Raw genomic sequence first — 15,211 nt, forward strand, 5'->3', positions numbered from 1 at the left:
GGATGAACACGACCGACAAAGCCGCCGGCCCCGTGCTCTCGATCCGGAACCTGTCGACGTCCTTCCGGACGCCGGAGGGCTGGCGCACCGTCATCCGCGACATCAGCCTCGACGTCCATGCCGGCGAGACGGTTGCCATCGTCGGTGAATCCGGCTCCGGCAAGAGCGTCACGGCACTCTCCACCATGCGTCTGCTGCCGCCCGGAAAGGCGCGTTGCGAGGGGCGCATCCTGCTCCAGGGCCAGGATCTGCTGCAGGCCTCGGAGCGCGAGATGCGCGCGGTACGCGGCGGGTCGATCGGCATGATCTTCCAGGAGCCGATGACCTCGCTCAACCCGGTCTTCACCATCGGCAACCAGATCGCCGAGTCCCTCGTGCTGCATCGGGCCATGTCGTGGAGCGAGGCCGAGGCGGAGGCGCTCAGGCTGATGGAGCGCGTGCGCATCCCGGCGGCGAAGACGCGGCTTCACGAATATCCGCACAAGTTTTCCGGCGGCATGCGTCAGCGCGTGATGATCGCCATGGCGCTCGCCTGCCGCCCGACGCTTTTGATCGCCGACGAACCGACAACGGCACTCGACGTGACGATCCAGGCGGAAATCCTCCATCTGCTGCGCGACCTGCAGCGGGAGGAAAACATGGGCGTGCTGTTCATCACGCACGACATGGGGGTGGTCGCGGAAATTGCCGACCGTACGGTGGTGATGCTGCGCGGCGACATGATCGAGACCGGCGAAACGACCGATATCTTCGCAGCACCGAAGGCCGCCTATACGCGGATGCTGCTCGCCTCCATCCCGCGCCTCGGCACGATGGGCAAGAGCGAGGCGCCGCGCCGTTTCCCCGAGGTCGACGCCACGACCGGGGAGGCGACGGAAGGCCGGGACATGACGGAGGTTTCGCCCAGCGTCGCGCCGATCCTCGAAGTCAAGGATCTCTCCGTCCGCTTCGACCTGCCGAACGGCCGCGTGCATGCCGTCGAGGGCGTCTCGTTCGATTTGAGGCCCGGCGAGACCCTGTCGCTGGTCGGCGAATCCGGCTGCGGCAAGTCGACGACCGGGCGCGCCATCATAAGGCTCGTCAACCCGACGGCAGGCGCCGTCGTCATCGGCGGCGAGGACGTGACGCACGCCGGCGCGAAGGCGCTGCGTGCCATGCGGCGCAGCTCGCAGATGATCTTCCAGGACCCGTTCGCCTCGCTCAATCCGCGTATCACCATCGGATCGGCCATCGCCGAGCCGATGCTCGCCCACGGGATCGCCGACCGGCGCGCGGCGAAGGATCGCGTTTCCGAGCTTCTCGAACAGGTGGGGCTCTCGGCCGCCATGGCCGACCGGCATCCGCACGAATTCTCCGGCGGTCAGCGCCAGCGCATCGCGATCGCCCGGGCGCTCGCGCTCGATCCGACCTTCATCGTGGCGGACGAGGCGGTCTCCGCACTCGACGTCTCGGTCAAGGCACAGGTCTCCAACCTGCTGCTCGACCTCCAGGAAAAGCACGGGCTCGCCTATCTCTTCATCTCGCACGACATGGCGGTCGTGGAGCGCATGAGTCATCGCGTGGCGGTGATGTATCTGGGAGAGATCGTCGAGATCGGTCCGCGCGCCGCGATCTTCGGCAATCCGCAGCACCCCTATACGCGCCGCCTGATCTCCGCCGTGCCGATCCCCGATCCGGCACGACGCGGCTTGCTGAACCCGCCGCTCAATGAAGAGATCAAAAGCCCGGTCCGGCCCTTCGGCTACGTGCCGCCGAGGCGCACCTATCGGGAAATCTCCGCCGGACATTTCGTGCAGCAGGCCGCTTCGGCCTAGCGCTGCGGCCCGGACTGCCGTGTTGCCGCGTCTCCCGGCCGCAGCGTCAGCCGAGCACGGTGCGGGCGATGGCGGCGGCGGCGGCGACATGCGCGCGGCACGCCGAGGCGGCGGCCTCCGGGTCGTTGCGGTCGATCGCGGCGAAGATTTCGCGGATCTGCGCCGGACCGGAGACCGTGCGGTTGGTGGTCGAGAGCGTCATGACGCGCAGCCGCGAGATGCGGCTGTTCAAGCGGCTGACGATGTCCCAGGCGATGTTGTGGCCGCTCGTCTCAAAGATGATCCGGTAGAAGTCGGTGGTCGCGTCGAGGATTCCCGCCGGAGAGTTCTGCCGGGACGTGCGGTCGAGCTCGTCGAGCGCCTCGCGCAGTCCCGCCTTGACCTTCGCATCCGCGATGCGGGCGCAATCGGCAACGGCGGTCGATTCCAGAGCGGCGCGAATGTCGTAGATCTGGCGCGCGTCGTCCCAGCTCAGCCGGGCCACGATCGGCCCCTGCTTCGCCAGCATTTCGACCAGCCCCTCCGCCTCGAGATGACGGATCACCTCGCGAATGACCGAGCGGGAAACGCCGAGCTGGTCGCAGAGCGTACGCTCGACCAGCCGCGCGCCGGGCTCGAATAGGCCGTTGATGATGGCACGCCGCATGCGGTCGAGTGCGATTTCGCGAAGGGTCGCGGGCGGTGTCTCGATACGCAGGGCTGCAAGGGTGTCGACGTTTTTGACCATTCCCCCGTGTATCCGCAAAAAATTCCCAGCACAAGCTTGACACTTGGTATTATGGTATACCAACATATGAACGACAAGATGACAGGGAGACGGCCGTGGCGCCCACCATTCGCAAGACGCTTCTGCATGTGGAGACGACCCTCATCGAAGGCGGCCGGCAGGCGCCGGTACCGCTCAGGCTGATCGCGGCGCTGGCGGTCGTGAAGAACCCCTGGGCCGGACGCGGCTTCGTCGACGACCTGAAGCCGGAGATACACGCCGTCGCGCCCGTGCTGGGCGAGCTTTTGACCCGCATGGTCATCGAGGCGGCCGGCTCGGGCGCGTCGGTCGAGGCCTACGGCAAGTCGGCGGTGGTCGGCCTCGACGGCGAGATCGAGCATGCCTCGGCGCTGATCCACACGCTTCGCTTCGGCAACCACTATCGCACGGCCGTCGGCGCAAAATCCTATCTCGCCTTCTGCAACACACGCGGTCCGGCCAATGCGCCGGTGATGATCCCGCTCATGGACAAGAACGACGAGGGCCGGCGCTCGCATTACCTGACGATCCAGTGCGCCATCCCGGACGCGCCTGCCGCCGACGAGATCGTGGTGGCGCTCGGGGCCTCGATCGGCGGCCGCCCGCATCACCGCATCGGCGACCGCTACCAGGACCTCAAGGAGCTGGGCCACGATGTTGCAAACCCTGCATCGGTCTAGGACCTCCTCCGGCACCGCCTATCTCGACCGCGGTCGAGGCGACGAAACCATCGTGCTGCTCCATGGCGTCGGCATGCGGCTCGAAGCCTGGCGGCCGCAGATCGAGTGGCTCGCGGATCGCTGCCGCGTGATCGCCGTTGATCTTCCCGGGCACGGCCTCTCGCCGCCGCTCTGCGAGCCGGCGGGGCTTCCGGGCTTCGTCGGATGGTTCAAGGGCGTGCTGGACGAGCTCGATTCTGGCCCGGTCAATGTCGCCGGGCACTCCATGGGCGCGCTGATCGCGACGGGGATCGTGGCGGCGGAACCGGCCATGGTGCGGCGCGTGGCGCTGCTGAACGGCGTTCACAGGCGCAGTGTCGAGGCCCGGGCGGCGGTCGAGGCGCGGGCCGACGAGATCGGCTCGGGCGTCTTCGACCGGGAGGCGCCGCTTGCCCGCTGGTTCGATCCGGAGGAGAGAACCGGCGAGGCATATGGGCTGGTCCGCGAGTTGCTGCGGGTCGTCGATGCGGACGGTTACGCGGCCGCCTACCGGGCCTTCGCCACGGGCGATACCGTCTACCCGGACTGCTGGCCGTCCGTGAGGTGCCCCGCACTGTTCCTGACGGGTGATGGAGACCTGAATTCCACGCCGGCGATGGCGCGGGCGATGGCGGCGGCGGCGCCGCTTGGCCGGGCGGTGATCGTGCCCGGCCATCGCCATATGGTGAACCTCACGGCCCCGGCGACCGTGAACGACGCACTTGCCGACTGGCTGACCTCGGAGGTTGGGCATGACATTTGATCCACGGGCCCTGCGAGATGCATTCGGCGCCTTCCTGACCGGTGTGACCGTCGTCACGACGATCGACGATGCGGGCGCGCCGCTCGGTTTCACCGCCAACAGCTTCACCAGCGTATCGCTCGATCCGCCGCTTCTTCTCGTCTGTCTGGCCAAGACTTCGCGCAACTACACGACGCTGACGGCTGCGAAAGGCTTCGGTGTCAACATCCTCTCGGAGAGCCAGAAGGACGTATCGACGACGTTTGCCCGGCCGGTCGAGGACCGGTTTGCGTCCGTCGACTGGCGCAGGGGGCCCTTCGGCGCGCCGGTCTTCGCGGATGTCGCCGCCTGGTTCGACTGCGCGATGCACGAGGTCGTCGACGCCGGCGACCACGTCATCCTTCTGGGCCGCGTCGAAGGCTTCCAAAACAGCGGCAGGACCGGGCTCGGTTATGCCCGCGGCGGTTATTTCACGCCGGCGCTCGCCGACAGGAGCCTGCTTGCCAACGCCGATGGCAGGCTGCTGCTCGGCACCGTCGCCGAACGGGACGGCGACGTGTTGCTGGTCGCCGACGGCCGGGGCGGCTGGACGCTGCCCTTCGTCGAGAAGGCCGAGAACGAAGGCATCGAAGCGCTCGAACGATACGTGGCGGCCGGCACCGGACTGACCGTAAGGACCGGGCTGCTCTACTCGGTCTACGAGGACACCGAGACCGGGCGCCAGCACGTCGTCTACCGCGCCAGCCTCGGCGACGGCGAGGTGACGCATGGGCGGCTGTTCCCCTTGCGGGACCTTCCGCTGCCCGAGATTTCCGACACCGCGATACGCGAACTCGTGAGACGTTTCGCGCAGGAGAGCACGCTCGGAAATTTCGGCGTCTATTTCGGCAATCAGGACAAGGGCCGCGTGCATGCCGTGGCCGCAAGGGGTGAACGATGAAATTCTCGCTGTTCGTCCACATGGAGCGGCTCGATGCGCGCCAGAACCACCGGCAGCTCTACGACGAGTTCGTCGCGCTTTGCGAGATCGCCGACAGGGGCGGCATGCATGCGATCTGGACCGGCGAACATCACGCGATGGATTTCACCATCGCGCCCAACCCGTTCGTGACCATTGCCGACCTCGCCCGGCGCACCAGCAACGTGCGCCTCGGCACCGGCACGGTCATCGCGCCCTTCTGGCATCCGATCAAACTCGCCGGCGAGGCCGCGATGACGGACATCATCAGCGGCGGGCGGCTCGATCTCGGCGTCGCGCGCGGCGCCTACAGCTTCGAATACGAGCGCCTGCTGCCGGGTCTCGATGCCTGGGGCGCCGGCCAGCGCATGCGCGAACTGATCCCCGCGGTGAAAGGCATCTGGCAGGGCGACTACGCCCATGACGGCGAATTCTGGAAATTCCCGTCGACGACCTCGGCGCCGAAGCCGCTGCAGCAGCCGCATCCGCCGATCTGGGTCGCCGCGCGCGATCCCAACAGCCACGAATTCGCGGTCGCAAACGGCTGCAACGTGCAATGCACGCCGCTCGCCAACGGCGAGGCGGAAATCGCGAGCCTGATGGAACGCTTCGTCGCGGCCTGCGAAAAGGCGCCCGATATCAAGCGGCCGAAGATCATGCTGCTGCAGCATACCTATGTCGGCTCGGACGAGGCCGACATTACCCAGGCGGCCAGGGAGATCAGCACCTACTACAATTACTTCTTCGCCTGGTTCAAGAACGAACGGCCGATCCATCAAGGGTTGATTCAGCAACTGACGGACGAGGACCTCGCGGCGAACGCCAACCTGTCGCCGGAGAAGATGATCACCAACATGCCGATCGGCAATGCAGCCACGGTCATCGATCGTCTCAAAGTCTACGAGCGGCAAGGCTACGACGAATATTCGTTTTGGATCGATACCGGCATGAGCTTCGAGCGCAAGAAGGCATCGCTCGAGCGATTCATCGCCGATGTCATGCCGGCTTTCGCGTGAGGGCGCCATGCAGAGTTTCGAGCAATATGTAGACGGTGCATTCGAGGCAGGGTCGGCCCGCTTCGACTCGATCGATCCGGCGACGGGAAAGGTCTGGGCCTCGATGCCCGAGGCGCGCGAGGCCGATGTCGACCGTGCCGTCAAGGCGGCGGAACAGGCGCTCCGGACCGGCGCGTGGCCCGCGCTGACGGCGACCGCGCGTGGAAAACTGCTCTACAAGCTGGCCGATCTGGTGCAGGCCAATGCGGCGAAACTCGCCGAACTCGAAACCCGCGACACCGGCAAGATCATCCGCGAAACCGCGTCGCAGATCGCCTATGTCGCCGACTACTATCGCTACTACGCCGGCCTCGCCGACAAGATCGAAGGCGCGACGCTGCCGATCGACAAGGCGGACATGGAGGTCTGGACCCGGCGCGAACCGATCGGCGTCGTTGCCGCGATCGTGCCCTGGAACAGCCAGCTCTTCCTTGCCGCCGTGAAGATCGGCCCGGCGCTCGCCGCCGGCTGCACCATCGTTGTGAAGGCGTCGGAAGACGGCCCGGCGCCGCTGCTGGAATTCGCGCGGCTGGTGCATGAGGCCGGCTTCCCGAAGGGCGTCGTCAACATCCTCACCGGTTTCGGGCCGCGTTGCGGCAGCGCGCTGACGAAACACCCAGGCGTCGCCCATATCGCCTTCACCGGCGGCCCCTCGACGGCGGCGCAGGTGGTGCGGAATTCGGCGGAGAACCTCGCCAGCACCTCGCTCGAACTCGGCGGCAAGTCGCCCTTCGTGGTCTTTGCCGATGCCGATCTCGAAAGCGCGGCCAATGCCCAGGTCGCAGGAATTTTCGCCGCGGCCGGCCAGAGCTGCGTCGCCGGCTCGCGGCTGATCGTCGAGGCATCGGTCAAGGAGCGTTTCCTTTCCCTCCTCAAGGCGAAGGCGGAGGCGATCCGGATCGGCACGCCGTTCGATGTGGCAACCGAGGTCGGGCCGCTCTGCACGCGGCGCCAGCGGGATCATATCGAGAAGGTGGTTGCCGCTTCGGTGGATGCCGGCGCGACGCTGGTGACCGGCGGGCGCGCCGGCGACGGCGAGGGCTTCTACTACCTGCCGACCATTCTTGACTGCGATGGCGTCAAGGCTGCGTCGGTTGAGACAGAGCTTTTCGGGCCGGTGCTGTCGGTCCTGTCCTTCAATACCGAGGACGAGGCGGTGGCGCTGGCCAATGCGACGCCCTATGGCCTCGCCTCCGGCGTCTTCACCCGCAGTCTCGGCCGCGCGCATCGCATGGTCAGGCGCATCCGCGCCGGCATCGTCTGGATCAACACCTACCGCGCCGTGTCGCCGATCGCGCCCTTCGGCGGCTACGGGCAGTCCGGCCACGGGCGCGAGGGCGGCCTCGCCGCCGCGCTCGACTATACGAGGACGAAGACGGTCTGGCTGCGGACCGCCGACGAGCCCTTTCCCGATCCCTTCGTGATGCGGTGATCCATGCTCTACGAGATCCGCACCTACAGGCTGAAGAACGGTGCCATCCCGCAATACCTGAAGGTTGTCGGCGAGGAAGGCATCGCTATCCAGAAGCGGCATCTCGGCAACCTGGTCGGCTACTTCTCCTCGGAGATCGGCCCGATCAACGAGATCGTCCACATCTGGGGCTTCCAGAGCCTCGACGACCGGCAGGCCCGCCGCGCGTGCCTTGCTGCCGATCCGGCCTGGCAGGCCTTCCTGCCGAAAATCCGCGATCTCATCGTGACCGCGGACAACAAGATCATGATGCCGGCGGCCTTCTCGCCGCTCGGAGGTGATGCACACGCCTGACACCAACCGACCACCAAGCACAATAAGGACAGGGAACATGAAAAACTGGATTGCAGCCACTCTCTTTTCGACGGCACTCGGCCTTGCCGGAACGGCGGGCGCCGAGGACCTGGTGTTCACCAGCTGGGGCGGCACCACGCAGGATGCCCAGACGGAGCACTGGGCGACCGGGTTCACCGAGGGAACCAAGATCAACGTCACCCAGGACGGCCCGACCGACTACGGCAAGATCAAGGCGATGGTCGAATCCGGCGGCGTCGCCTGGGACGTCGTCGATGTCGAAGGCGACTATGCGGTGCAGGCCGGCAAGGCCGGGCTGCTCGAAAAGCTCGACTTCTCGGTCATCGACAAATCCAAGCTCGATCCGCGTTTCGTCACCGACTATTCGGTCGGCAGCTTCTATTATTCCTTCGTGATCGGCTGCAACAAGGAGGCGGTCGACGCCTGCCCGACGACCTGGGCCGACCTCTTCGACACGACGAAATTTCCGGGCAAGCGAACCTTCTACAAGTGGTCCGCCCCCGGTGTGATCGAGGCGGCACTGCTCGCTGACGGCGTGGAAGCGGACAAGCTCTACCCGCTCGACCTCGACCGCGCCTTCAAGAAGCTCGACACGATCAAGGCCGACATCATCTGGTGGGACAGCGGTGCGCAGTCGCAGCAGCTTCTCGCCTCCGCCGAAGCGCCGTTCGGTTCGTTCTGGAACGGCCGCCTGACCGCTCTCGCCGCCACCGGCGTCACGGTCGAGACGTCCTGGACGAACAATATCACCGCCGCCGACTCGCTCGTCGTTCCCAAGGGCAGCAAGAACAAGGACGCGGCGATGAAGTTCATCGCCCATGCGACCAGCGACATGGCGCAGGCAAACTTCGCGGCCGCGACCGGTTATGCGCCGATCAACCTCGAGTCCAACGTGCTGATGGATCCCGCGCTGCGCAACACGCTGCCGGACATGCAGGCCGAAACCCAGGTCAATGCCGACATGGACTACTGGGCGGAGCACCGCGACGAGATCGGCACCCGCTGGTACGCCTGGCAGGCGCAGTAGGCCGGGCGCGTACCGTATTCCCGCAACAGGCGGACCGGCATTCCGGTCCGCGAAACGCCTGAACGGACTTGTAAAATGGCACCATCCGCGACTGCCGGTGGAGAAGGGCGAAAGACGGGACGGGACGGCAGCTTCGCCTATCTCGTGCCGGCGCTGCTGCTCGTCACCCTCTTCTTCATCGTTCCGGTCCTGATGCTGCTTATCCGCAGCGTGCTCGAGCCCGAGCCGGGGCTCGGCAACTATGCCGCCCTGCTCGGCTCGACCACCTATCTCCGGATCTTCGTCAACACCTTCGTCGTGGCGGGTGTCGTCACGGCCATTTCCGTCCTGATCGGCTATCCGGTCGCCTGGCTGCTGGCGATCATGCCGGAAAAATGGTCGCGGCTCGTCCTTGCCGTCGTCATCCTGTCGATGTGGACCAACCTTCTCGCGCGGACCTATGCCTGGATGGTGCTGCTGCAGCGGACCGGCGTCATCAACAAGACACTGATCGGCCTCGGCCTGATCGACACGCCGCTGCCGCTCGTCAACAATCTCGTCGGCGTGACGATCGGCATGGTCTATATCATGCTGCCCTTCGTCATCCTTCCCCTGATGGGCGTGATCCGGGCGATCGATCCGGCCGTTCTGCGCGCAGCGGCACTCTGCGGCGCGACGAAGCGGCAGTGTTTCACGCGCGTGCTTCTTCCGCTGTCGCTGCCCGGCATCGCCGCCGGCGCCTTGATGGTCTTCGTCATGTCGCTCGGCTATTTCGTGACGCCGGCTCTTCTCGGCGGCACGTCGAACATGATGCTGGCCGAACTCGTGGCGCAGTTCGTGCAGTCGCTCGTCAACTGGGGCATGGGCGGGGCCGCCGCCCTGGTGCTGCTGGTCGTCACGCTCGCGCTCTACGCGGTGCAGCTGCGCTATCTCCATGTAAACGGCGGGAGGTAGGCGATGCTGCTCGATTTCGATAAGCTCGGCGCGCTGCGGACCGTCCTGATCGGGCTGACGGTCCTGGTCTGCCTGTTCTTGATCCTGCCGATCGTCTTCATCGCGGCGCTCTCCTTCGGCTCCTCGCAATGGCTGATCTTTCCGCCGCCCTCCTGGACGCTTCGCTGGTACGAGGACCTGTTCGCCGACCCACGCTGGTTCCAGTCGGCATTCACCAGCCTGCAGATCGCGACGATGGTCACGGTGCTTTCCGTCACGATCGGCTTCCTCGCGGCGCTTGGCCTCGACCGCGGCACGTTTCCCGGCCGCGACCTGCTGCGTGCCCTGTTCCTGACGCCGATGATCCTGCCCGTCGTGGTGCTCGCCGTGGCGCTCTACGCCGTGTTCCTGAAGCTCGGGCTCGCCGGCACGACCGTCGCCTTCGTCGTCGCGCATCTGCTGATCGCCCTGCCATTCTCGATCATCGCGATTGGCAGCGCCCTCGACGGTTTCGACCGCTCGATCGAGGACGCCGCGATCCTCTGCGGCGCGAGCCCGTGGGAAGCCCGCCTGCGCGTCACGGTGCCCGCCATCGGCCACGGCATCTTCGCGGCGGCGATCTTCTCCTTCCTCGCCTCGTGGGACGAGGTGGTGCTGGCGATCTTCATGGCAAGCCCGACGCTTCAGACGCTGCCGGTGAGGATCTGGGCGACGCTCCGGCAGGACCTCACGCCGGTGATCGCGGCGGCGTCGACACTTCTCATCGCCTTCACCATCCTCCTGATGGTTCTCGCGGCGCTCTTGCGCAAGGGACGCAAAACATGACCGGACCTTTTCTCAGCATTCGCGGCATCCGCAAGGTCTTCGGCCCGGTGACGGCCGTCCGCAACGTGACGATGGACGTCGCGGAGGGCGAGTTCATGACCTTCCTCGGCCCGTCGGGCTCCGGCAAGTCGACGACGCTCTACATCCTCGCCGGCTTCCAGGATCCGACGGACGGCGACATCCTGCTTAAGGGCCAAAGCCTGCTCGCGACCCCGTCGCACCGGCGCAACATCGGCATGGTCTTCCAGCGCTATACGCTCTTTCCGCATCTCTCCGTCGGCGAGAACGTGGCCTTTCCGCTCCGCATCCGCCGCCGGCCGCAGGCCGAGATTGCCGAGCGCGTCCGCGCGGCGCTCCGGCTGGTGCGGCTCGAAGGCTTCGAGGACCGCCGGCCGGCGCTGATGTCCGGCGGCCAGCAGCAGCGCGTCGCGCTTGCCCGGGCGCTCGTCTACGATCCGCCGGTGCTGCTGATGGACGAGCCGCTTTCGGCGCTCGACAAGAAGCTGCGCGAGGAGATCCAGTTCGAGATCCGCCGCATCCACCGGGAAACCGGCGTCACCATTCTCTACGTCACCCACGACCAGGAGGAGGCGCTGCGCCTTTCCGACCGGATCGCGGTGTTCAGCCAGGGCGAGATCGACCAGATCGGCACCGGGCCGGAGCTCTATTCGGCACCGGCGACGCGGTTCGTTGCCGGCTTCGTCGGCGACAGCAACTTCCTCGACGCGGACGTGCTGGCGACCGACGGGCGGACGGCGCGGCTGGCGCTGCCGGGCGGCGTGATCGTCGACGGCGTGCCGCTGCAGGGCAGGAGGGCTGCCGGCGAGCGCGCCGCCCTGCTGCTGCGGCCCGAGCGCATCGACCTTGCGCCCGGCGGCAGGCCGGGGCACCTTGGCGGCACCGTGCGCGACATCACCTTCCTCGGCAACACCATCCACGTCATCGTCGAGCCGCCGGGCGTGCCGCCGCTGTCGGTGCGCCTGCCGTTCGGGCACAGGGCGCTGGCGGGCCTTGCCCCCGGCGTTAGCGTGTCGCTCGATTTCGTTCCCGAAGCGATGCACGCCTTCTGAGCGGATCGGCGACACCGCTCAAAGCGTCGCCTTCAGCGGCTTGCCCGCCACATAGGTCTCGCGGATCGCCCGGTCGTCGCCGAGCGTCTGCAGCAGGAAGAGCTCGTCGGCAAGCGAGCGCACCACCTCCATCTTCAAGGCCATGGCCGGCGTCGCGGCCGCGTCGAGCACGACGAAATCGGCGTCGGTGCCGGGTTCCAGCGTGCCGATGGCCTGCGCCAGCGACAGCGCTTCCGCGTTGCCGAGCGTGATGTGATAGAAACTGTCGAACGGGTTCAGCCGTTCGCCGAGAAGCTGCTGGATCTTGTAGGCCTCGTCCATCGCCTTCAGCATCGAATAGCTCGTGCCGCCGCCGACGTCGGTCGCGACCGCGATGCGGACCGGCTTGTCCCGCCGCGACAGGCTTTTGAGCGGGAAGAGACCGGAGCCGAGGAAGAGGTTGGAGGTCGGGCAGTGCACGGCCACCGCCCCCGCCTCGCTCATCGCGTCCGCCTCGCGTTCCGAGAGATGGATGCAGTGGCCGAACAGGCTTTTCGGGCCGAGCAGTCCGTAGCGGGCATAGACATCGGTATAGTCCACCGCCTCCGGGTAGAGCTCGCTCGTGAAGCGGATCTCGTCGTGGTTTTCCGAGAGATGCGTCTGGATGTGCAGGTCGGGGAACTCGCGGGCGAGCGCTGCCGCCATCTCCATCTGCGCCGGCGTCGAGGTGATGGCGAAGCGGGGGGTGATGGCGACGTGGTTGCGGCCCTTGCCGTGCCATTCGGCGATCACCGCGCGGGTCTCGTCATAGCCCGTCTCGGGCGTATCGAGCAGGCCCTGCGGCGCGTTGCGGTCCATCATCACCTTGCCGCCGACCATCCGCATGCCGCGCTTCAGGGCTTCCGCGAAATAGGCGTCGGCGGAGGTCTTGTGCACCGAACAATAGGCGACGGCCGTCGTCGTGCCGTGGCGGATCATCTCGTCGTAGAAATGCCGCGCGATGCGGGCGGCATGCGCGCTTTCGACGAAGCGGCATTCCTCCGGGAAGGTATAGGTGTTCAGCCATTCGAGCAGGTTGGCGGCATAGGAGCCGATCACCTGCATCTGCGGGAAATGCAGGTGCGTGTCGATGAAGCCGGGCAGGATGAGGTGCGGCCGGTGGTCGATCTCGTCCACATCCTCCGGCGCCTCAGCCTTCACATCCGCATAGGCGCCGAAGGCCGCGATGCGGCCGTTTTCGACCAGCAGCCCGCCGTCGTCCTCGTAGCGGTAGCTTGCCGCGTCGTCGAGGTTTTCCGGCCGGCGGAGGAAGGAGAGCAGCCGGCCGCGGATCAGGGTTTTCGTCATCGTCAGCTTCCTTCCGCGACAGTGCTTTCGAACCAGGCGGCGATCAGCCGGCGCTCCTCCGCCGTCATGCCGGTGACGTTGCCGGGCGGCATGGCATGGCTGCGGCCGGCCTGCAGGTAGATCTCCCGCGCATGGGCGGCGATCGCCGCGTCGTCTTCCAGCCGCACGTCCTTCGGCGCAAACAGCAGGCCCTCCCAGACGGGCTCGGCCGCGTGGCACATGGAACAGCGTGACAGCACGACGTCCTTCGCCGCCGGGAAATGGCCGTTCGCCGCGAATTTTTGGAAGATCGCCGGCGGTGTTGCCTCCGCCGTCTCGCCGGTCAGCATTTTTGGCGCGGTCGAAAGCCAGATGATGAGGACGAAGAGGATGGCGGTGGCGAGCCAGGTCCAGGTCGGCCGGCCTTTCCGGGCATGCGTCGTGTTGAACCAGTGGCGGATGGTGACGCCCATCAGGAAGACGAGGGCTGCGATGATCCAGTTGAACTCGGTGGCGAAGGCCAGCGGATAGTGGTTCGACAGCATGAAGAAGATGACGGGCAGTGTCAGGTAGTTGTTGTGCAGCGAGCGCTGCTTGGCGATGGCGCCGTATTTCGGGTCCGGCGTGCGGCCGGCGATCAGGTCTGCGACGACGATCTTCTGGTTTGGAATGATGATGAAGAAGACATTGGCCGACATGATCGTCGCGGTGAAGGCGCCGAGATGCAGGAAGGCGGCGCGGCCGGTGAAAAGCTGCGTATAGCCCCAGGCCATGGCGACGAGCACGGCGTAAAGCAGCACCATCAGGCCCCAGGTGTTCTTGCCGATCGGCGACTTGCAGAGAAGGTCGTAGAGCACCCAGCCGAGCGCCAGCGACGCCAGCGACAGCGCGATGGCGGCGGGTGCCGAGACGTCGAGCACCTGCCGGTCGATCAGGAAGAGATCGGCGCCGCCGTAATAGACGATGCAGAGGAGCGCGAAGCCGGAAAGCCAGGTGGCGTAGCTTTCCCATTTGAACCAGGTGAGATGTTCCGGCATCTCAGCCGGCGCCACCAGGTATTTCTGGATATGGTAGAAGCCGCCGCCGTGGACCTGCCATTCCTCGCCATAGGCGCCCTCCGGCAGGTGGTCGCGCTTCACGAGGCCGAGATCGAGCGCGATGAAATAGAAGGACGAGCCGATCCAGGCGATCGCGGTGATGACGTGCAGCCAGCGCACGGCGAAGGAAAGCCATTCCCAGACAATGGCATAGTCGTACATTCCGGTCCCCTTTTCTTCCTCCGCGAGCGCCACATTGCGAGAAATTTGCGGGCGAGGGAAGGGGCACCGGCACTCAGGGCACAGCGATCTCCGTGATCTCGATTTCGCGTTCGCCAAGGGCAGCGACGTCGCCGACCGCCTTGCCCATCAGGGCACGCGCAACGGGCGAGACATAGGAGATGCTGCCGGCGGCGGGATCGGCCTCGTCCTCGCCGACGATGCGATAGGTCTGCACCCGCCCGTCGTCGCGGCTGAAGGTGACGACATGGCCGAAGGCCACGGTCTCCGTGTCATCCGGGTTCGGCATCGGCTCGGCGGTTCGCAGGCGCTCGGCGAAGTAACGCGCGTCGCGGGAGGGGATGGCCAAGCGGCGGCGGCGCTCGTTGACGTCCTCGATCGCGCCCGCAACCTCGAGCGCTGCCTGCGCCTCGCGCAACTGCGTTTCCAGCTGCTTCAGCCCGGCCTCGGTGACAAGATTCGGGTGCGGCGAGATCGGGCGCTCGGGCAGCTGGATTTCCGCTGCGGCTTCCGCGCTCTCCTCCTTGACGAATGCGACGCTCACGCTGTTTTGCTCCTTCTGATCTGTCGCCCCAATCTAGGCCTCCGGCCGCCGCTTTGCCAGAGGCGACACCACGCGTCGAAAGACCCGCATGGACCGCCACCGGGGGGATGAAAGCTTGAAGTCCGGAGAACCGCGCGAAAGCGTTGCCTCTGGAGTGGTGTGTTTGGTGGCTTCGCTTTCGCGCGGCCCCAGGCGTTCTTCGGAGGCGGTCGACCTCCTTCAGGCGCGGAAACGGCTTCGCTGCACAGTGTCTTCGCATGCGCCTTGTCCGAAAACCGCGTTCCGCACTTTTCGGGGGCATGCGTTGTCCCTGCTTGCATGGCGGACCCAAACCGATCCCGCGAACCCGGGAAAGGGGGAAGCCTGCCCGGCGGAGATTTTTTGATCCCCGCCGCTTTCCACGCCTCTTCCGCCACGGCCGCACGTACCGGCCGCAAACGAAAGCGCCTCCTC

At 66.4% G+C, this 15,211-nt stretch carries 15 protein-coding genes; 11 read left to right on the forward strand and 4 right to left on the reverse strand.

The annotated features are described in order from the left end of the window. The first annotated feature begins 2 nt into the window (after positions 1–2). Complete coding sequence (locus tag LXM94_RS02915; protein ID WP_235769648.1) at positions 3–1,814, forward strand: ABC transporter ATP-binding protein; 1,812 nt, start codon at positions 3–5, stop codon at positions 1,812–1,814. A gap of 46 nt (positions 1,815–1,860) precedes the next feature. Here LXM94_RS02915 and LXM94_RS02920 read toward each other — a convergent pair whose 3' ends face one another. Next, a complete protein-coding gene (locus tag LXM94_RS02920; protein WP_235769649.1) occupies positions 1,861–2,541 on the reverse strand; it encodes a GntR family transcriptional regulator in 681 nt (226 codons plus the stop codon). Positions 2,542–2,636: 95 nt separating this feature from the next. On the opposite strand from LXM94_RS02920, the gene LXM94_RS02925 reads away from it, so the two are divergent. From LXM94_RS02925 to LXM94_RS02970, 10 genes are all read left to right on the forward strand, one after another. Then, positions 2,637–3,239: an amino acid synthesis family protein gene (locus LXM94_RS02925; RefSeq protein WP_235769650.1), complete on the forward strand. Its 603-nt coding sequence runs from the start codon at positions 2,637–2,639 to the stop codon at positions 3,237–3,239. Then, positions 3,214–4,020 carry an alpha/beta fold hydrolase gene (locus LXM94_RS02930; RefSeq protein WP_235769651.1) on the forward strand — a complete coding sequence of 269 codons (807 nt, stop codon included), beginning with the start codon at positions 3,214–3,216 and terminating at the stop codon, positions 4,018–4,020. Before LXM94_RS02925 ends, LXM94_RS02930 begins: the two co-directional genes overlap by 26 nt. Next, positions 4,010–4,939: a flavin reductase gene (locus LXM94_RS02935; RefSeq protein ID WP_235769652.1), complete on the forward strand. Its 930-nt coding sequence runs from the start codon at positions 4,010–4,012 to the stop codon at positions 4,937–4,939. The genes LXM94_RS02930 and LXM94_RS02935 overlap by 11 nt, the downstream gene beginning before the upstream one ends. After that, positions 4,936–5,973 (forward strand): LLM class flavin-dependent oxidoreductase, encoded by a 1,038-nt coding sequence (locus tag LXM94_RS02940; RefSeq protein ID WP_235769653.1) that lies wholly within the window; start codon positions 4,936–4,938, stop codon positions 5,971–5,973. The genes LXM94_RS02935 and LXM94_RS02940 overlap by 4 nt, the downstream gene beginning before the upstream one ends. A 7-nt stretch (positions 5,974–5,980) precedes the next feature. After that, positions 5,981–7,444 carry an aldehyde dehydrogenase gene (locus LXM94_RS02945; protein WP_235769654.1) on the forward strand — a complete coding sequence of 488 codons (1,464 nt, stop codon included), beginning with the start codon at positions 5,981–5,983 and terminating at the stop codon, positions 7,442–7,444. Positions 7,445–7,447: 3 nt separating this feature from the next. Then, positions 7,448–7,777, forward strand: a complete 330-nt coding sequence (locus tag LXM94_RS02950) for an NIPSNAP family protein (RefSeq protein WP_235769655.1) — start codon at positions 7,448–7,450, stop codon at positions 7,775–7,777. Between the two features lie 37 nt (positions 7,778–7,814). Continuing rightward, a complete protein-coding gene (locus LXM94_RS02955; RefSeq protein ID WP_235769656.1) occupies positions 7,815–8,825 on the forward strand; it encodes an ABC transporter substrate-binding protein in 1,011 nt (336 codons plus the stop codon). 75 nt (positions 8,826–8,900) lie between these two features. Continuing rightward, complete coding sequence (locus LXM94_RS02960; protein WP_235769657.1) at positions 8,901–9,758, forward strand: ABC transporter permease; 858 nt, start codon at positions 8,901–8,903, stop codon at positions 9,756–9,758. A gap of 3 nt (positions 9,759–9,761) precedes the next feature. Next, a complete protein-coding gene (locus LXM94_RS02965; protein ID WP_235769658.1) occupies positions 9,762–10,562 on the forward strand; it encodes an ABC transporter permease in 801 nt (266 codons plus the stop codon). Continuing rightward, on the forward strand, positions 10,559–11,632 hold the full coding sequence (locus LXM94_RS02970) for an ABC transporter ATP-binding protein (RefSeq protein WP_235769659.1): 1,074 nt from the start codon (positions 10,559–10,561) through the stop codon (positions 11,630–11,632). The genes LXM94_RS02965 and LXM94_RS02970 overlap by 4 nt, the downstream gene beginning before the upstream one ends. Before the next feature lie 18 nt (positions 11,633–11,650). On the opposite strand, the gene guaD is transcribed toward LXM94_RS02970, so the two are convergent. The 3 genes from guaD to greA all read right to left on the reverse strand — a co-directional run bounded on the left by guaD (position 11,651) and on the right by greA (position 14,758). After that, on the reverse strand, positions 11,651–12,958 hold the full coding sequence (guaD, locus tag LXM94_RS02975) for a guanine deaminase (RefSeq protein WP_235769660.1): 1,308 nt from the start codon (positions 12,956–12,958) through the stop codon (positions 11,651–11,653). Positions 12,959–12,960: 2 nt separating this feature from the next. Beyond that, positions 12,961–14,196 (reverse strand): urate hydroxylase PuuD, encoded by a 1,236-nt coding sequence (gene puuD / locus LXM94_RS02980; RefSeq protein ID WP_235769661.1) that lies wholly within the window; start codon positions 14,194–14,196, stop codon positions 12,961–12,963. Positions 14,197–14,269: 73 nt separating this feature from the next. After that, complete coding sequence (greA, locus tag LXM94_RS02985; protein ID WP_235769662.1) at positions 14,270–14,758, reverse strand: transcription elongation factor GreA; 489 nt, start codon at positions 14,756–14,758, stop codon at positions 14,270–14,272. Between the last annotated feature and the right edge of the window lie 453 nt (positions 14,759–15,211).

This window comes from Rhizobium alarense (genome assembly GCF_021555155.1).
GTDB classification, from domain to species: domain Bacteria; phylum Pseudomonadota; class Alphaproteobacteria; order Rhizobiales; family Rhizobiaceae; genus Rhizobium_D; species Rhizobium_D alarense.

Excerpts from the sequence above, each read along its gene's own strand:
- LXM94_RS02940 (WP_235769653.1), top strand. The coding sequence starts at position 4,936 with ATGAAATTCTCGCTGTTCGTCCACATGGAGCGGCTCGATGCGCGCCAG.
- LXM94_RS02970 (WP_235769659.1), top strand. The coding sequence starts at position 10,559 with ATGACCGGACCTTTTCTCAGCATTCGCGGCATCCGCAAGGTCTTCGGC.
- LXM94_RS02965 (WP_235769658.1), top strand. The coding sequence starts at position 9,762 with ATGCTGCTCGATTTCGATAAGCTCGGCGCGCTGCGGACCGTCCTGATC.
- LXM94_RS02955 (WP_235769656.1), top strand. The coding sequence starts at position 7,815 with ATGAAAAACTGGATTGCAGCCACTCTCTTTTCGACGGCACTCGGCCTT.
- LXM94_RS02920 (WP_235769649.1), bottom strand. The coding sequence starts at position 2,541 with ATGGTCAAAAACGTCGACACCCTTGCAGCCCTGCGTATCGAGACACCG.
- LXM94_RS02935 (WP_235769652.1), top strand. The coding sequence starts at position 4,010 with ATGACATTTGATCCACGGGCCCTGCGAGATGCATTCGGCGCCTTCCTG.
- puuD (WP_235769661.1), bottom strand. The coding sequence starts at position 14,196 with ATGTACGACTATGCCATTGTCTGGGAATGGCTTTCCTTCGCCGTGCGC.
- LXM94_RS02950 (WP_235769655.1), top strand. The coding sequence starts at position 7,448 with ATGCTCTACGAGATCCGCACCTACAGGCTGAAGAACGGTGCCATCCCG.
- LXM94_RS02930 (WP_235769651.1), top strand. The coding sequence starts at position 3,214 with ATGTTGCAAACCCTGCATCGGTCTAGGACCTCCTCCGGCACCGCCTAT.
- LXM94_RS02960 (WP_235769657.1), top strand. The coding sequence starts at position 8,901 with ATGGCACCATCCGCGACTGCCGGTGGAGAAGGGCGAAAGACGGGACGG.
- guaD (WP_235769660.1), bottom strand. The coding sequence starts at position 12,958 with ATGACGAAAACCCTGATCCGCGGCCGGCTGCTCTCCTTCCTCCGCCGG.
- LXM94_RS02945 (WP_235769654.1), top strand. The coding sequence starts at position 5,981 with ATGCAGAGTTTCGAGCAATATGTAGACGGTGCATTCGAGGCAGGGTCG.
- LXM94_RS02915 (WP_235769648.1), top strand. The coding sequence starts at position 3 with ATGAACACGACCGACAAAGCCGCCGGCCCCGTGCTCTCGATCCGGAAC.